This window comes from Bacteroides sp. 51 (assembly GCF_010500965.1).
Lineage (GTDB): Bacteria > Bacteroidota > Bacteroidia > Bacteroidales > Bacteroidaceae > Bacteroides.
Genome location: NZ_QVMI01000020.1, coordinates 1 through 18,195, shown reverse-complemented (window position 1 = coordinate 18,195; position 18,195 = coordinate 1). Strand labels below are relative to the sequence as shown.

The following is an 18,195-nucleotide window of genomic DNA, read 5'->3' as shown; positions in this document are numbered from 1 at the left end:
TATGAAAAAATTCCCATTTCATATCCAACATGATGTAATGGATTGTGGTCCAACCTGTCTTCGTATGATTGCGGCTTACCATGGGCGTTATCACTCATTGGAAGGGCTGAGAGAAAAAACACATATATCTCGAGAGGGTGTATCATTATTAGGAATAAGCGAAGCTGCTGAAAAAATAGGTTTTCGTACTATGGGTGCCTTACTCCCATTTGAAGGTTTATTTGAAGCACCACTGCCCTGTATTGTTTATTGGAACCAGAGTCATTTTGTTGTAGTATATCAAATAAAGAAAAAGAAAAGAGAATATGTCGTTTATGTTGCTGATCCTGCTGTAGGCAAAGTGAAGTATACGAAAGAAGAATTCTGCAATTGTTGGATAAATACTAAAAAAGATGGAAAAGAAGAGGGAGTTGTATTGCTTTTGGAACCCACCTCTGATTTTTATACAGAGGATGAAGAAAAAATAAATCGTAAAGGTTTTGCTTTTTTGTTCTCATACTTGAAGTCCTACAAAAAATTGATTGTTCAGCTATTTCTTGGATTAATTTTTGGAAGTTTGATCCAACTCATTTTTCCATTTCTCACCCAATCTATTGTCGATTTAGGTATTAGTAACCAAAACCTTGGATTTATTTATTTGGTTTTGATAGCTCAGTTGATGTTGACGTTTAGTGGTTCTGCTGTGGAATTTATACGAGGCTGGATACTACTACACTTGGGTACAAGAGTTAATATATCTCTGATTTCAGATTTTCTAATAAAATTAATGCGACTACCAATGGGATATTTTGACACAAAAATGACAGGAGATATCCTTCAAAGAATCAATGATCATAGCAGAATACAAAATTTTCTAACCAACTCAAGTCTGAGTATACTGTTCTCTATATTTAATATCATAATATTTGGAGTAGTACTTTGTTTATATAATCTTAAAATATTTGGGATTTTTTTAATTGGTAGCATTTTGTATTTTCTTTGGGTATGGATATTCATGAAGAAAAGAGCAGAAATTGACCATAAGAGTTTTGCGCAACAGTCTGCCAATCAAAGCAATGTTGTTCAGCTGGTTGCAGGAATGCAGGAAATAAAACTTAATGCTTGTGAACAACAAAAACGTTGGGAATGGGAACGCATTCAAGTTAAATTATTTCGTTTGAGGATTAAGGGATTAGCTTTGGGGCAATATCAGGATTCCGGTGCAGTACTAATCAATCAAGTAAAGAATATCTTAATAACAGCATTGGTGGCTAAGCTTGTAATAGATGGTCAGTTAACTCTTGGTATGATGCTATCAGTGCAATATATTATTGGTCAGCTAAACAGTCCTGTAGACCGATTAATAAATTTTCTTCGCCAAACTCAAGATGCTAAATTGAGTTTAGAAAGGCTTAGTGAGATTAACAACAAAGAAGATGAAGAGACCATAGATAAACATAAGATTCAAGATATCCCGCGAAACAAAGGACTAAGGTTAGAAGGGTTGTATTTCTCGTATGATGAAACATCCGTAGGAAAGCCTATATTACAGGATATTAATTTGAATATTCCAATTCATAAACAGACTGCTATTGTAGGAATGAGTGGAAGCGGAAAAACAACCTTAATTAAATTGCTATTAGGATTTTACCCTTTACAAAAAGGGAATATTTATATAGGGAGTAATGAGTTACACTCTTATAGTATGAGAGAGTGGCGTAAACAGTGTGGAGTAGTAATGCAAGATGGATTTATATTTTCGGATACGATTGCTAGAAATATAGCCCCCGGTGTAGAGCATATTGATAAAGAGAGACTTCTAAATGCTGTGATAGTTGCTAATATACAGGAGTTTATAGAATCTCTTCCACTGGGATATAATACAATGATAGGTAGTGAAGGACATGGATTGAGTCAAGGACAAAAGCAACGAATATTAATCGCAAGAGCAGTATATAAAGAACCCGAATTTGTCTTTTTCGATGAAGCAACTAATGCTTTAGATGCTAACAATGAGAGTATGATAATGAATAATCTGAATACATTTTTTCAAGGGAAAACAGTGCTCATAGTAGCACATCGTTTGAGCACAGTGAGAAAGGCAGATCAGATAGTTGTATTGGAAAAAGGAAAGATAGCAGAAATAGGAACACATGAGGAGCTTACGGCAAAGAAAGGAGTCTACTATCAGTTAGTGAAAAATCAATTAGAACTATGAGGAAAACAGATAAAATAGAATTAAGGAGTGAAGAAATGCGAGACATTTTAACTCGTCCTCCACATATTCTTATTAGGAGTGGGATTTCTGTAATTTGTGGCATAGCAATTCTACTATTGATTGGTAGTTTCTTTTTTAAATATCCAGACATTGTTATAGGAGAGATAACTATAACAACAGAAAACCCTCCGGTGCGATTAATAGCAAAAGCAACCGGGAAAATTAAGGAATTAAATTGTTCTGATAAAAGCGAGATTTATGTAGGGCAGATATTAGCTATAATAGAAAATCCAGCGATTACGGGTGACGTCATTCGAGTAAAAAAACATTTATTGCAATGTATTGTTAATGATTCGTCCCTTTTTCTTCCGCCAGATTTACTTCTTTCTAATTATGAGTTAGGAAGTATGCAAAACGCTTACTCCTCATTCGCAAAAGCAGTAACCGAGTATGAAAATTTTCTTTCTTTCAATACGACTAGCAAGGAAAAGAATGCATTAATATTAAAGGCTACAGGACATGGACGCTATTCCTCGGCTCTTCAAAAACAATTAGAGTTGAAAGAAGAGGAGTTGAGAATAGCTCAATCGGTGTTTATGCGAGAGCAACAATTATATGAGAAAGGAGTCGTTTCTAAATATGAATTGGAAATTGCAGAAAGTACTTTTTTAAACATAAAGCAAACATTACAACAAATAAAAACTAGCATTGTTTCCGATCAGGTAGAATCAGTTCAATTAAATGAGGCTATATCTAAATTGGATATACAATATTTAAAGGAAAGAAATAGTTTATTTGCAAATTTGCATTCCTCTTATAGGGAACTGTTATCAACTATTGAAAATTGGGAGCAAACTTATCTATTGATTAGTCCAATAGATGGAGTCGTTACTTTCAGTTCATTTTGGGCAAAGAATCAATTTGTCAATTCTGGGGAGAATGTGCTGACTGTAGTTCCACTAGAAGCGGGAGAAATTGTTGGTAGAGTGCGAGTTCAGACATCAGGAGTTGGGAAAATAAGACAGGATCAACGGGTAAATATTAAGGTACATGGATTCCCTTATATGGAGTATGGTAGCTTACAAGGTAAAGTTAAAAATATATCATTAGTCTCCAATCAAAATAGTTATTCTATAGAGGTGGAACTACCTAAAGGTCTGAAAACAAATACTGGACACGTTCTTGATTTTTCAGGAGATCTGATTGGTGAAGCTGAAATTGTTACAGATGATAGAAGCTTGTTCTCACGCATATTTTCTCCTCTTAAGTATTTAATAAGTAACCACATTGGAGGCTAGTAACCTCCAATACCCTTAGAGAACGAAAGATCTCACAATTCCCTTTCCCTACTATTATATTTCTTGGGTTCTAAAAGCAATAAGTTTTCTCTAATTTGTGATGCATGGATGGCTTTAACCCCAGCACCTTTTGCAAATCCATCCCATTTTGATGCACTATCTACAACCTTTTCGATAATTTCTTTTCCTTTTTTTATACCCATCTTCTCTGCAACTTTTTGAAGATCTTCAAAAGTAAATCTATCCTGTTTACTATTGATACTCATCTGATGCCTCTTGGTCCAAGTACCGGCAGGATTATAAGAATAGCAGAGATCATAAGCCGGCGCTAAGCTCCATCGTCCGGACTGATCCATTAGGAATGAATGATTTTTTGTATGGTCATCATGGTTTCTGGTCACTACATTAAATACCATCCTCCGGAAAAAATCCTCATGCTGAGGGTAAGGTAGTTGCAGCTGGCGCATGACCCGGAACGCCTGTTCGTAGGAATGTCGCTGATCTCGGTCGAAATGAGCAATACCGGCCAATGTTTGCATGTGTAATTTTTCACCATTATTCATTCGATCAAATCGTTTCGTCATGAAGTGACAATTATCGCCTTCAGGAAGCAACCGGCACTCAGTCATATCAATGCCAGCATCTTTAGCCATCAGGTAATAAGCATATTCAATATTACCTATTCCCTGCGGGTTATTGGTGATATGAGCATGTTCTTCATAAACACCGCCATCAAATTTTAAAAGCCAATAGGTAAATCCGTCCGGAGCTGCTACTTGACCTGATCTTACCTCATTAGTGAGTTCGTTATAAGCAATGATCGCTTTGGGTTTAGCCCCCCCTGCAGATGTTCCTACTTTTAATATATCCAGTATTTTTTTGTCTTGGTTGAGTAATTTACTTTGGAACTCTTCCCGGTTTCGAAATACTTCAGATGCGAGTTCAGTTAATTCACTAATATGCAATTGTGTTGAATCATTTAGTCCAGGAATAGATTTTGCCGGCCTAAATTCTAATGCCCCCATTGCGCGCCTGCCCACATAACATAGCCTGTCAAGCGGTGTTACCTGATCATCAGGCAGCCCTCTTGATGCAAACCATTCGTTAATGATTTGATTTCCGAAGGCATCAGGGAGAGAATCAGCAATTAAACCAGGTAGTCCCTTAAAACAATTACTTTTGTTCTCCGGAAATTGATAAACCATGCCAGCGGCCGTTTTTAACGGCATAACAATAGGGGAGAGGTCCAGCCCTGATCGAATAAACTTATTTTCAAATTCAAATGAGGCTATATCTCTATTTTGATCCCAAAGAAGGACCCCAACATTCTTACCCCACAAGCTTACATCAACTATCAAATCCTCCATCACCATTTCAAATATTTACTTTTGCTGTTTTGAAGACTCACATTCTTCACTAATTGTTTTTTGAATACTCTGAGTCTTCAGTTCATCTATGAATTTTTGTTTATCCTCTTCATTTTTTATAATATCAGAGGTGATTTTAGAAAGTTCTGAGAGCGGAACTAAAGTATTTCCAAAAATATAAAATCGCTCATAGCCGTTATTGGTGAATATATACTCACGTGTTTCTATACATGTAAATAGTGAATTCTTGTTTCTCTTCAACCATTGCTTGAGAGATTTCAGAGAATTAAAGTATTTTGAAAATATACCTATATGAGGATAGGCCATATCTAATTCCAATTTGAACTTTTCATTCATTTGATTTTTTACCATGATATGATTCATAATCTTTTTCCGAGAGATTTTCTTTCATCCAGGCCTCCATGCCTACATCTTCTTGCTCGTTAACATATCGTGTAAAAGGAAACATCGTTTTGCATTGATTAAAACCTTTCTTTTTCATATCTTCCCTGATATTTGCCGGTATTCCTTCCAACCATTCGGCATAATATGATTCAAGCACTTCATTACTTGGAGTGGCTGCAAGTTGATGATACCTATATGCAACATTCCCTATACGGAAAATTCTCGCATGATATTCTCGCATATCTTCAGGACATTGATTTAGAAAATCTTCCTGGTACTTTTGATTCATTGGATTTGGATGTTTCATCAAAGATTTATTTGGGGGTTGATTTCTTCCTTATTCGAAATCTCAAGAATACAATAAAATATATCACTACAAAGGTCGATATAATTGTAATGTAATACATCCTTTTAGTTATGAAGGGTTCTTGTCCCTGGACTGCATTAAAGAAAGATAGGATGAAGTCCAACAATACAGGAATGCACAAGAAAAGTATAAAATATAAAGTTGTTCTAATCAACCTTTGTCGCAGATATTTATTATAATCATTCATAACCATTTTATATTTAAAACCATCCAATACAAGTAATATCTTTATTTTTCTCTTTCTCCCACAGTGCATAAGAAGGATAATTCTTTTCCTCTAATTTGTCCATAAAAGAAGAATTAGGAACTTCTTCTTTCAGCTGTTCCCATATTTTTTTCTGTTCTTCTGTTATGCTCTCAATGTTGGTAAATACATTCTCATATCCATTGTCGTACTTTTCGTCCACACAATAGATGGTATCAGTATCAACATATGATTTTGAACGATCATACAACTCATGTTTAACAACAGTCGCACCCTTATTTATCTTTTTAAGTATGCTTATTCCTAATTTTACTGAGTCTTTATCTAATGCCATAATATGCTTAATTCATTTCATCTAATTCATTAATAGCTTTATCTACTATCATATTAAATTCCGAAGTATCAGAACATTCAATTATAACCTCAATCATATCTGCAGGTTTATAGGATTCATGAATCGTTTTCACTTGTCCCTCATGTATTTGAATGTTCATAGCATGTTCCTTAATCATCCCTTTCACTTTATTGAAAAGATTGATTTCCATTTCGAGTTTTATTTTTTCCATTCTTTCTATATTATGTTAGGAAACTCAATAAATCAATTATTGACTCAGGAACTTCATTTATTCCTATTTCAATTAATTCGCTAGTATTGAAACTATTATTCGAATAAATTTCTATGTCCGAAATATGAGTGCCAGAAGAATCTTTTTTTCCATAATCCCACTTCTTATTATATTCTAAGCATAAACATTCTGTTTTTGATTTAGTAAAATAATAAGTAGTTGTACCATCTGGGTTCTCAGCTTTATGAACTATTATCTTTTTCATTAGTTTTATACAGTTTTAAAGAAATAAATTATAGAAACATTTCTTGCACTGCTGTAAATGATGTTACTTTAGACCAATATGCAATTTTTGACAGATCAAAGTAAATCTCCGATATACCATCAAATTGCCAGGGAAAAACCCTGTCAGATTTATATGTTACACTAAAATATGCATAATCTCCTTTTTTGCCAAAGCTAAAATCAGAAACTTTGCCTTCTGTCTTTTCCTCTATCTCTTTTATAATAGATTCTTGTAATGGGATTAATTTATCTAATGAGATTTCCATCCTATATATTATTATCGTTATAGATTTATTGGTTTATTTACTGGATAATCATATCCATTTTCGTTTAAGACAGCTATAGCTTTATCTATCCCTTTCTTAAAATCTTCATTAGTTGCAATAGCCACTCTATCCCTTAGTGCCTCACGAGCGTCTTCACGGTTATAATGTTTATGCCATTCTTGTATGTTGTGCGATCCAACTGTAAAACCAGTACTTAACTCGATCAGATAATAATTATCTTCTCCTTCGCAGAAACAAAACTCATAGCCTTTACATTCTACCAATCTCCCGGATATTTGTGTTATACCTTCATTGGTTACCCGGTTAATTGTGATATACTTTCTTTCTTTGAGGTTACTCATCTTATAGTTTATTATATTAACCGATATCGTAATGCTATCTATGCTTCTTTTAAAGTAGCTTCTACCACTGACCTTATCATTATTAACGTGGGTTTAATTTAGAGTACAGTGATAGAAGTCTATAATCCCTTCCCTATTATTAAAATTTCCCTGATGCTCTTTTTCTTTTTCCACCTTGCATCTTCTTCATTTGAATTGGACTTATTGGTTGTTCCGGAATCAGTCCATCAAGATTTTCCAGTATATCAAGAGTTCTCATAATCTTGATTAGATTATCTGTTGTTGTCTTTGATCCTCTTTCGATTCGACTTATAGTAGATATAGAAACACCCGAGTTAAGTGCGAGTTCTTCTTGAGATATATTTTTTCTTAATCTTAAGGCGGCTAGCCTTTCACCTAACAGAGTCAAAATCGCTGGATCACTCATTATTGTCCAATACATAATTCAATTTTCCACAAATATACACATAATAAATCATATATGACTTATTATGCGATTTATTTTATATATCACATCATATATGAATTGTTGTTGTGTTAAATATTGGAAAACGCCATGAAGTGGCGTAGGTATGCGTTTACATTTGCCATAATCATTTTAAATATTTAATAATATGAGTTTTATAGACAGAATATTAGGACGTATTGGTGTTATCACTCCTACTAGAGATACTGAGTTATTAAAGGCAATTACCGAAAATAATGGCAATGTTGATCGTGTTTTTAGCAATGATAGGGAAATGAACGCCTTTATATCAAAAAACGAAATGTCAGAGTTGTACAATACGTATAGTACATCAAATAACTATGATGAGCGTTTTGATTGTCATGAAGAGTTCTTTTCAAAGGCAACACAGAAACTTACAGATAAAGATCCAAATGCGATGTTTGATATGTGGCAATCCGATAAGAAAATATTTCAGTCGCTTGGAACTGAAAACAATCATCGAATAGAACAACTGATTTTAAAATACAAGAATATTCCTTCAATCACAGAAGAACAAGTTAAAATCCTATTTGATCAAAACATTTCAAATCAGAAATTATATGAATCCGGAATAGTGAAGGATTTATTAAATACAAAATATGGCAAGAATCATTCTCAAACAATTGAATATCCGATAGGATTAAGCGGTGATCAAGTAACAGAACTACATCTACTCAAAGCCAAATCAGATATCGGAAAAGCTGAATACAACATAAATATAGGCCTTGAGAAATATGATCAAATAGAAGAGCATCTTTATGCATTCCATCAAAAAGACATACTCCAAACTCCCAGTTTGAACATTGAGCCAACAATAAGATTTTCTAAAGAATCTATATATGAAGAAATAACACAGAATAGAGCATTGCTACTGGAAGAGACGGACCACTATTATGAGTTGAGAGGACTATACGATAATAAAGAAATAGATCCGGGATTAGCAAACTCATTAGCCCCTCCTCTGCATCACACTGAATATTTAGACTTTCATAGAAAATACACAGGAGCAATACTCCCAGAAGAATGGGAAGCTGACCTCTCAGCATTAAATGAAATAAAAAGTAATTTCACAACTGAACTTCCATATCACCTCATAGACAAATACAAACTTCATCCCCATATAACAGAAAAACAAATCAGTATAATAAATCAGAACCTAACTCCCGATTCGTCAAGGTCACTTATGGGACATTTACTACATACTCAATATGCAGAAGTTAACAAGATTTCTTCAGGTCCTAATACTGTTTCTGAAAACGTTACGGAATTGCACATTTTAAAATTGAAATGTAAAATTGCGGAAATGGAATACAATTTAGATAACGCAACAAATTTTTCTGAGTCAATTAACCGTGAAATGAGATTCAACTATTTGCATGACAGAGAGATAGGAGCAATAGATCTTGACTGTGACGACAAAGCTTATACTAATCACGGCAAACATCTTCATTCAATAACAGATAAAAATATAAGTAGCCTTGAAAATGAGCTAAGAGACAACAGAGTTCTGTTGATGAAGTACCAAAACAAGTATGATTCATCACTTCCAACAATAACAGTGTCTCAGGCTGAAAAATTAGGTTACTCTTCAATCGCTGATAAGGCAAGGCAGCCATATAGTGAAAATACATTGTTTCTAAATTCTGAAGTAGTCTCTTCAGGTAATAAAATGCTAATTGCAGATATAAAGGCTAATACATATCCAGGCAAAGAACAGACCTTGCATTTCAGAAATTATCGTATCAGAGATATGGCCACAGGCAAAATAGAAGCATTACACATAAAAGACATAGACCTCAGTAAGCAGCCTGCAGATTCTTTGAGAACATTACTTTCCGGGGGTAAAGCTGATTTGACAGATAAAGTGGGAGTGCCACAAAAGCTCGGATTAACTAAGACTCTTGGCGGATGGGGATTTAGAGCAGCACAACAAGCATTCGCTTCTATGGATGCAGCTGCCGAATCATAATATTCATTATAAAAGATATAAGTTATGAAAGATTTATCATAATATCATACAACTCCTATCAAATAAAAATATGAATATAGAAGAGAAAACGATAAAAGATACATTTTCACCTACCTTATCGCCCAACTCAACTCAGCTTCAAATTGATTGGTCCTCCCCTGTTGAACATGCAAGTACTTTGGAGGTAGATGAATCATTGACGAAAATATATAAGGAAAGTGGTTACAACATTGCTATAACAGAGGACTCAATTACGTATTGTGAGAGACTGCTATCAGAACAAGGGTTCTTAACTTTTATGGGTGATAAGTTAACTGGTTCAGCAAAGATTGAATCATCATCGGATGTTGCTTTTCTATTTAAAAATTTAGAATCTGCTGCTACTGAAAACGCATTCGCTGTATTAATAAAAGAAGATGGTACATATTCTGTATTATATTTGAGTACTGGTGCTACAAATTATACGCCGGTAGATACAAAATTAGTTGTTACAGCAGCTCATGAATTATCGGCATCAAAAGTGTACGTAGTTCACAATCACCCCTCTGGTAGCTTGCAACCTTCTATTGCTGATTACAATTTGCATAATGCATTATCTAAGTCCTTTATTGGAACTAATATTGAGTTGGAAGATTCAGTTATTATAAATCTTGACTCAGGTCAATATACCGTATTTGACGATACAGATTGTACTATTCTATTAAAGAATGACCCACTTGGTAAAATAATAGAGCCAAAAGTATATCAGTTTGATCGCCAGCAATTATATGTTCCTTCTACAGAAAAATATAAAATAATGAACTCTGAGGATATAGCTAAATTTCTTAGTATTCAAAAAAGAGGCCTAGTTCCAAAGATTCAAATGTTAGTCTTGGGACAAGATAATACAATAAATAGATATGTCGCACTTGATCCTAATTTAAATATTGATGAATTACTTTCCAAAATAATCTATGAGGTAGGAAAACATGGGGAGTCAGTTATCATAGCAAGCAACGGATCTATGAGTAAAATTGACTCAAGATTTATTCAATCTACGTTAAAGAAAACTGGCATCAATCTTTTAGACGTGATAACCATTAAACAGGACGAAAATATACTTAGCAATTATGTCAGTTATTTTAACGATGGGGTATTTGAGCCTACAACTAAATATAATCCTACTGAGTTAAAAGAATCATCTCTCTTAAGCGGTAAGCTTATTAATGAAAATATCAGCATATACAGAAATCGAAACTTTTCCGATTCCAATCTTGCCACTGATGAAAATTATAAATCACCAATAAAAGAAAATGTTATGAAAGATCAAAGAAAGTTATTACACAACTGCCTACATAATGAAATACCGGCAATAGTATTTCAAGGTACAGATGGATGCTCTATAGAAATATTGGAAGCTGCCATGAAGATATATGAAAAGAATGGTTGTAGTAAAGAATTTCTATATGACTTTAAATTACTGATTGCCGACTTTAAGGCTTATCAAATAGAGAATAGCGCGGAAGTGAAACTACCTAAACTAACTGAATCTGAGAAAATGCAGGTTCAAGAAGACATGTTGGATGTAAGCAAGTTCCCCGATGAGATGAAAGACTTTGAGAAAAAACTCAAAGAGTCTGGTTTTACTATTGATGATTCTGAAATGGTTATTGACAAAACATACAGAATAGCAAAAAGCCCAAATTTCAATGAGATAATGGGGAAAAAATCAGATTATGTTTTTAGCATTGTACAAGAAATTAAAACATCTTCTCTACACTTCAATATCTACTCTAATGATGGGAAATATCCTGAAGCGCCTGGAGACTATATGAGTTTTAAAACTTGCTTTACAGATGCAATGTCCACTTCAAAAGTAACTTCTAAAAATATTGATGACACAATAATATTGCCAGCCGCTACCCAGGATTTAAAAGATTCTCCACTCTTACCTATTGAAAAAGATATTAAAACCGTAAATGAAATTATTAAAGAGGTAGATAAAAATCCTGGCTTATATTCGGATAGGTGGGATGATACAAATACGCTAAAGATTGATAATGAAAAACTAAGAACTAACGAAAAAGAATTAAATAATATTTTTCAAAAATATGGAGGTAGCCAAGATATTGAACGGTTCGGGCAGGCATTCAGACAAACGGATGCTAAAACATTAATCAACACAGGAATTGCCAGCAAGCTAAACGAACTTCCTTATATTAAAAACAACCCTTTAGATGTTACAAATATCAAGACTCCTCTACAAGCAGTATTAGGAGAGCTTGAAAAGGTTAATCTGACCGAAAAGATAGAATACGAACAACATGAATCCCTTATTATGAAAGCAGAAATGCAAAGCGACTTGTCCCTTAGTAATAAGCAAGTTGAAAGTATGAAAAAACATGATGAAAAGCTGCAGAATGGGATAATGGAAATTGAAAGAAGAAAAGAAATTTTAGATAATTCCTTATTAAAATACACCATAAAGGAAAATATTGCATCTTATGAAGGTGAAATTGCTATTTATCAATCTTCTCTTAAAAATTTACCAAACACAATCAACCTTAAGAAACAAGAAGATGAATTTGCTGGAATTTTTCATAATGATGAGTATTATCAACAGCTATTTCAGCCTTCAAGACACTTTTTAAATAAAGAGATAGAAACACTAAGTAGAAAAAGAGATCAACTAAAACATAGTGTAGATAACCTCAATTACAAAAATATACAAATTGCTTCTACAGGCAGCAAATCCTTGACTGCGGAGGTCAATTCAAAAGATAAAGTAGAAAGATACCTGATAAAAGATCACTATAACGACAAAATTGATCCATTGAACGTTAAAGACGTTGATCTCCGTAAGCAGTCCCCGGATGCGTTAAAGAAATTACTCTCGGGTGCTAAGGTAGAACTTAAAAACCTTCAGGGAACAACTAACCTATATAATCTCACCAAAAGTCCGACCGGTTGGGACCTACAAATAGGCAAACAAACATTTGCTACAATAGCTTCGGGCATCGAGATGTAATAAGACGAACATTCAAATTATGCAATATTCAAATTAATATGTAACTTTAGACACGAATTTTATGGCTTTAATGACTTTTGACGATTTTAGATCACGAATATCAATAGCAGAAATTGCTGAATCAATTGGTTATTGGCGCAACCCGAATGGGGGAGTGTCCAAGCCTAGTTATATTCTTGGAGATAAGAATAATCCACAGGATGAAATTGTTATATATAATATAGACAACCCAGCCAAGCAAACTTATTTTAATCGTAAAGGAACTGACAAAGGTAATTTAATCAACTTTGTTGAAACTCGGCTTGATTCTTTTAGTAGCTATACTAACGAGAAAGGTCTTAAAGGAGTAAATGAAGTACTAAATAAATATCTCAATAACCCCCAACAGATAAATCGCTCTAAACTCACTACTACCAATCAAACAAAAGCAAAAGACTTCAATTTGAATTATTGGAACCTCCGTCCATTGCCAGAAGGAAACTCCTATTTAACAAATAGAAGAAAACTCTCACCTAAAACAATAGATGACTTCCGAAGTCGATATTTTATTTATCTAGCCGGACCAAATGACCATGTAGCATTTCCTTATCGCACCTGGCCGGCAATGGAAATTGATAATCTTGAGATGCGCAATTATTTTCCTGAGAATATGCAGAACTACAAGGGCTTCCCTTCCGGAGGGAATAGAACTACTAGCTCTTGGTTAGCTTCTTTTGTCCCCGATAATCAAGTTACGGATATCTATTTCTTTGAATCGTGCATTGATGCTATGAGTTTTTATGAGATTAACAATTTTACCAAAGAAACAACATGTGCATTTGCTTCTTCCGGTGGCACTGTGACGCAAAACCAAATAACACCACTAATGAGGCGGTTTCCGAATGCAAAATGGCACTCATGCATGGATAATGACGCTTCAGGGAATATCTTTGATATTGGTTTAGCTCATTACCTGGAAGGGAAAGAGTTTAAGGGGTATGCTCATAAATTATCTGAAACTGAAGGAAAGGTGATCCATCTTTCTCTGGGTAATGAGAAAGAAATTACTATCCATGAAGATTATTTTTCTTCCACTAAATTTTTAAAGGAAAATAATATCAATAATCTAGATATCATTAAGCCTGGTCGAGGAAAGGATTGGAATGAGCTATTGATTTATTACAAGAGATTTGATCTCAACTTAGACCCATCGGTCAAAGTATCCATGGCATTAAATGAAACTTTATCACAATTAAATCTGCATGGTTTTCATGACATTTCCATAACAATTGAGAGAAATAGCAATAAAATCGTGGAGCGTTTATTAAAAGGAGACCAATATTACGTATCCGTTCCTATTGCAGAGACAAATACATATTCCATGTTAATGGACTGCAACTTAAGAATGAAATATTCAGAATTTGTAGTTGAACCAACTAACCTATATGTCTTTGACAATGCAATTGCAAAAAAACACTCTGCTCAATCGCTATACGATACCCTCAATAAAGAAAAGGTAAGTCTCTTGAAAGATTTTCATTCAAATGATCTTCGTCAACTTTTGGAGAAAAACACCCCTTTGTCTTTTACAAAAGGAGGAGTTGAGCGATCATTTGAGAGAACTGTATCACCTTCCGGATGGGGCTTAAAAGAAATTTCTCCATTAAAAAAAAACAGTATTGATTTAGACCACACTCTATAGTTTTTCCCTACTATATCAACTAAATAGAAAGGTACATTTATGTGCTTTTCAATTATAATATTTCTCAATTTGCAATTATACATTCTTTATATACTTCCATTTATGATCTTATTTTGTATATTTGTGGAATGACGTAATAAAAAACAGTATTAATTCAGTAAACTTAATTATTTATGCAAAACGAAAATTTGAACCTAACTGACTATTGGGTATTACAAATGTGTGAGATCCTTGAAATTTCACATCCATATCTATTAGGAAATAAAGAGGCGGCTACAGAACTTGTTGACTCTCGTGCAGAAGCTGCATTCGAAAAGTACCAATCGCTAATACAAAATGGTGTTGACGTCCCCTCTGCACGATCCAGCGCTAGAGAAATACTACTGGAAGGATTGAAATGGTCTCCTACAGACTTTCTTGCCTCTCTTTACTCCTCCGAATTCAATAAAGAACTTTCGCAGGAAGAAAGAGTGAGTAAGTATTTTGAATATGTAGATATATTCCAGGAATATAATCCCAATGAGCTATTTGAGGATCCAGCGAAGGAAGGTCCATTAAAAGAAGCCATCTTAAAGAGAATTACGGAATAGAACCAATCCTTTCCATTTAGTATTCACTGAAGCGATGGCCTGTCCGACCAACATCGTCGTTACTTCATTATTATTATGTCATACAATAAAAAACAGGTATTAGAAGCTAATACCAAAGCAATCACTATTGCCTTATCTAACAATAAAACAACAGAAGATTTCATTCATTTAAAAGAGTATAAAGGTTTCGGGGGAATAAAAGCGATATTGCTTCCCCCGGATAAACCTGAGTTATTTAGTGAGGCAGACAAGAACTTAATTGAGCCAATAAAACAACTCCATCAAATACTTAAAGATAACAGCAAAGATAATTCAGAATACGAAAAATATCTTCTATCCATTAAAAACAGCCGACAACCTAAATGGATTTACCGATACAATAAAGAGCGTATTTCCTGAGTCTACAACACAAATCTGTGTTGTTCATCAAATCAGAAACTCGTGTCGTTATGTAGTATGGAAAGAGAAGAAAGAGTTCTCTGCCGATCTTAAGAATATCTACAATGCTCCGACAAAAGAGGCGGCTGGTGTGGAACTTGACCTCTTCGAAAAGAAATGGGGTGATAAATATCCTTATGCCATCCGCTCATGGAGAAACAATTGGGACGAGTTAACCTCATTTTATGATTTCCCTGTAGAAATCAGGAAGATAATCTATACCACTAATCTGATTGAAAACCTGAATGGAAAAATTAGGAAATACACTAAAAACAAACTTTCTTTCCCTAACGATGATGCGTTGAAAAAGTCTGTTTATCTGGCTATTAGTGAGATTGAGAAGAAGTGGTATCAACCGATATGGAACTGGGGCATGATATTTAACCAGTTTTTGACTATATTTGAAAATCGGATTAAGATATAAATCCTAATCCGATTACCTGTAAGTTTTACGGTTTACACAAAATGTGGGATAGTGCCTTTAGTTTAGACTTTATCTTACAGTACAAATTACGTACTCTTGTCTATCATCAGATTATTCCAAGAAATCATGTCTAAGAAAACCAATTTATAAGTTGTCAGATCGAGTCTAGTTCTTACAACTATGGATAGTCCCATCTCTTAATCTAATTCCCAAGATATCTTTTTATCGCTAACAATAAAATTTCTAAATTGTTTTTCCAATTCTTTCAAGTCAATATTTCCATTCTTGAAATTATCCATCCATCTCAAGGAAAATATATTTTCTCCATATATATCTTTCATGTTTTTACACATCGAGCGAGTGTCTGCAAAATTCCAACTAAGACTGTTACCAACACTTACACATCCGTAGGACGAATTACCCTCATTAATTCCAATGAATATTTGATCTGTTTTGTCGACATAAGTTTTTAGAACAGGATATACTATTCTACCATGAATGAAATATGCCAATATATTTTCTTTACCCAATTTTCTTTCCCCATCAATAGTCATAAAAACCAGTCCATTTAAATAACCATTTTTACACTCTCCACCAAAAATCTTAGATTGATTAATTTTAAAAGAAGTATTTGCATATTCATCGTTTTTTGACTCTGCTCCAATAAAGGATTCTACTTTACATCCACCTCTTTCTCCTTCAATAGAACACATTTCATAATTTTTCTCAGAAAACCTAAATCCACATTCAATAAGCAACTCTTCGGTTATTTCTTGTTGCATTAGTTTGTTTTTTTCTGCTATAGATTTTCCTGAGGTAACTAACCTTACATTTCCAGTACTACCTGTAGAAATCATGTAGTCACCATTTTTCATACCCAATTTACTACTATTTGCTCTCATTAAATCCAATTCCTCTTGTGTAGGTAGCCTCCAATTATCATAACCGTGTAATTCCTGTTTATTCATATTGATAATGATATTTGTAGGTATTGAAGAAAACTCACCAATATCATCGGGATATACATTTAAATATCCTAATAATGTTATTACAGAATTAGGTTTATAGAGACTTGTTTGGTTTTGTGTAATACTACTTGCTTGGTAGTCCATTTTAGACATTAATCTACTGGCTAAATTTTTCATCAATTCCCGATAAGAAGTACCTCTTGCCCAAGTAGCACCATCAGTTGCTTCCACTGCACCTGATTCAACATTTACCACGCGGACATCAACATTATATTGACCACTCACAATATTCACATTACCAACCACCATTTTCGAGATATTTAGAACTTGTCCAATACGTACCATTTGTTGATTGGTTAAAGAAGAATATTGGAATCCCTGTTCTACGATAACTCTATCTACTTGCGTTCTTTCTACAAGCGTAAATTTCTGAGGATTAATAAAGTAGGTACCAAATATGGCAGAAATTCCATCTACGTCATCTTGTCCTACACCAACTCCAGCCTTAAAGTCAAGTACTGCAATTTTAACTTGTGCATTGGTAGCAGTTGAAATTAACAATGCAATTATTATAAACATTGTTGTATTTCCCAATTGTTGGGTTACATTTTGAAAATTGATTTTCAAGATCATGATCTCTTTCTAATTTTTTCGCTTATTGGACTTAAAATCACAAAAATATCAAAATAATGGTAACAACACCAAATTACTAACGAAAATAATATTATGATATTCTAATTATGCAAAGCAATTATAAGAAAGCTAAAAATAGGATTAAAATGCCAGCAAATCCGGCAACCACTCCTAGGCATCCTGATCGCTTGTTAGATAATTCAGCTATTTTTGCATCTTTATCAGCGATAGATCTCAAAAGATTATCTATACGCACTTGCGAAGTGGTTAGTTGCTTAGATAGTTGATCTATTTGAATTGAAGAAGATTTATCTCGTTCTAATTGGGTGTCGGTTAATTTTTTAATCTGATCGGAAAGGATTTTTGCTTGTTCATTGTTCTTTTTATCCTTCTCCGTATTAGATACAATAATATTGTTTAACTGTTTCTGTAAAATAGCAATTTGAGCATTAGACTTTTCTGAAGCTATTTTGTGAGAGTCTGTAATCTCCTTCAATTGTTTTTGCAGAGTTCTGTTTTGTTCTTCTTGTTGTTTTAGTTGCTTCTCACATTGTCCTTTCACTTGCTCTATGAGAGCAGCTTTACGCTTTTGTCCCCTGAAAGCCCACTTCTTTAGGTGTGGGATGAAAGCATTCTTCAAACCATTCATTTGTTTTTTTGGTCTTGTATGTATTGGGTTA

17 protein-coding genes and 2 pseudogenes are annotated in these 18,195 nt (G+C 33.9%); 8 read left to right on the top strand and 11 right to left on the bottom strand.

Going from position 1 to position 18,195, the window contains the following annotated elements:
• The first annotated feature begins 1 nt into the window (after position 1).
• Both D0T87_RS15395 and D0T87_RS15390 read left to right on the top strand, forming a co-directional pair.
• Positions 2-2,197 carry a peptidase domain-containing ABC transporter gene (locus D0T87_RS15395; protein WP_163176035.1) on the top strand — a complete coding sequence of 732 codons (2,196 nt, stop codon included), beginning with the start codon at positions 2-4 and terminating at the stop codon, positions 2,195-2,197.
• Complete coding sequence (locus D0T87_RS15390) at positions 2,194-3,495, top strand: HlyD family secretion protein (protein ID WP_163176034.1); 1,302 nt, start codon at positions 2,194-2,196, stop codon at positions 3,493-3,495. Before D0T87_RS15395 ends, D0T87_RS15390 begins: the two co-directional genes overlap by 4 nt.
• Before the next feature lie 32 nt (positions 3,496-3,527).
• On the opposite strand, the gene D0T87_RS15385 is transcribed toward D0T87_RS15390, so the two are convergent.
• The 9 genes from D0T87_RS15385 to D0T87_RS15345 all read right to left on the bottom strand — a co-directional run bounded on the left by D0T87_RS15385 (position 3,528) and on the right by D0T87_RS15345 (position 7,760).
• The gene (locus D0T87_RS15385; RefSeq protein WP_163176033.1) at positions 3,528-4,862 is read right to left on the bottom strand and encodes a type II toxin-antitoxin system HipA family toxin; all 1,335 of its coding nucleotides are present in this window, start codon (positions 4,860-4,862) and stop codon (positions 3,528-3,530) included.
• 15 nt (positions 4,863-4,877) lie between these two features.
• Positions 4,878-5,219, bottom strand: coding sequence for a hypothetical protein (locus tag D0T87_RS15380; protein WP_163176032.1), 342 nt, complete (start codon positions 5,217-5,219; stop codon positions 4,878-4,880).
• Positions 5,212-5,574: a hypothetical protein gene (locus D0T87_RS15375; RefSeq protein WP_163176031.1), complete on the bottom strand. Its 363-nt coding sequence runs from the start codon at positions 5,572-5,574 to the stop codon at positions 5,212-5,214. Before D0T87_RS15375 ends, D0T87_RS15380 begins: the two co-directional genes overlap by 8 nt.
• 260 nt (positions 5,575-5,834) lie before the next feature.
• Positions 5,835-6,173 carry a hypothetical protein gene (locus tag D0T87_RS15370; RefSeq protein WP_163176030.1) on the bottom strand — a complete coding sequence of 113 codons (339 nt, stop codon included), beginning with the start codon at positions 6,171-6,173 and terminating at the stop codon, positions 5,835-5,837.
• Between the two features lie 7 nt (positions 6,174-6,180).
• Positions 6,181-6,405 carry a hypothetical protein gene (locus D0T87_RS15365; protein ID WP_163176029.1) on the bottom strand — a complete coding sequence of 75 codons (225 nt, stop codon included), beginning with the start codon at positions 6,403-6,405 and terminating at the stop codon, positions 6,181-6,183.
• A gap of 10 nt (positions 6,406-6,415) precedes the next feature.
• Positions 6,416-6,670: a hypothetical protein gene (locus D0T87_RS15360; protein ID WP_163176028.1), complete on the bottom strand. Its 255-nt coding sequence runs from the start codon at positions 6,668-6,670 to the stop codon at positions 6,416-6,418.
• Positions 6,671-6,698: 28 nt separating this feature from the next.
• Positions 6,699-6,956, bottom strand: coding sequence for a hypothetical protein (locus D0T87_RS15355; RefSeq protein WP_163176027.1), 258 nt, complete (start codon positions 6,954-6,956; stop codon positions 6,699-6,701).
• 17 nt (positions 6,957-6,973) lie between these two features.
• A complete protein-coding gene (locus D0T87_RS15350) occupies positions 6,974-7,318 on the bottom strand; it encodes a hypothetical protein (RefSeq protein ID WP_163176026.1) in 345 nt (114 codons plus the stop codon).
• A gap of 139 nt (positions 7,319-7,457) precedes the next feature.
• Positions 7,458-7,760: a helix-turn-helix domain-containing protein gene (locus D0T87_RS15345; RefSeq protein WP_163176025.1), complete on the bottom strand. Its 303-nt coding sequence runs from the start codon at positions 7,758-7,760 to the stop codon at positions 7,458-7,460.
• 172 nt (positions 7,761-7,932) lie between these two features.
• Here D0T87_RS15345 and D0T87_RS15340 point away from each other — a divergent pair, with 172 nt between their 5' ends.
• The 6 genes and pseudogenes from D0T87_RS15340 to D0T87_RS15315 form a co-directional block, all read left to right on the top strand.
• On the top strand, positions 7,933-9,774 hold the full coding sequence (locus D0T87_RS15340) for a hypothetical protein (RefSeq protein WP_163176024.1): 1,842 nt from the start codon (positions 7,933-7,935) through the stop codon (positions 9,772-9,774).
• A gap of 70 nt (positions 9,775-9,844) precedes the next feature.
• The gene (locus D0T87_RS15335) at positions 9,845-12,781 is read left to right on the top strand and encodes a JAB domain-containing protein (protein WP_163176023.1); all 2,937 of its coding nucleotides are present in this window, start codon (positions 9,845-9,847) and stop codon (positions 12,779-12,781) included.
• A 61-nt stretch (positions 12,782-12,842) separates the two neighbouring features.
• Positions 12,843-14,462 (top strand): toprim domain-containing protein, encoded by a 1,620-nt coding sequence (locus D0T87_RS15330; protein ID WP_163176022.1) that lies wholly within the window; start codon positions 12,843-12,845, stop codon positions 14,460-14,462.
• Positions 14,463-14,635: 173 nt separating this feature from the next.
• Positions 14,636-15,052 carry a DUF1896 family protein gene (locus D0T87_RS15325; RefSeq protein ID WP_163176021.1) on the top strand — a complete coding sequence of 139 codons (417 nt, stop codon included), beginning with the start codon at positions 14,636-14,638 and terminating at the stop codon, positions 15,050-15,052.
• A 75-nt stretch (positions 15,053-15,127) separates the two neighbouring features.
• On the top strand, positions 15,128-15,451 hold the full coding sequence (locus D0T87_RS15320) for a hypothetical protein (RefSeq protein WP_163176020.1): 324 nt from the start codon (positions 15,128-15,130) through the stop codon (positions 15,449-15,451).
• A pseudogene (locus D0T87_RS15315) lies at positions 15,393-15,914 on the top strand (transposase); the annotation flags it as partial. The gene D0T87_RS15320 and the pseudogene D0T87_RS15315, both read left to right, overlap by 59 nt.
• A gap of 197 nt (positions 15,915-16,111) precedes the next feature.
• On the opposite strand, the gene D0T87_RS15310 reads toward D0T87_RS15315, so the two are convergent.
• On the bottom strand, positions 16,112-17,515 hold the full coding sequence (locus D0T87_RS15310) for a hypothetical protein (protein ID WP_163176019.1): 1,404 nt from the start codon (positions 17,513-17,515) through the stop codon (positions 16,112-16,114).
• A 118-nt stretch (positions 17,516-17,633) separates the two neighbouring features.
• Positions 17,634-18,195: pseudogene (locus tag D0T87_RS15305) on the bottom strand (hypothetical protein); the annotation flags it as partial.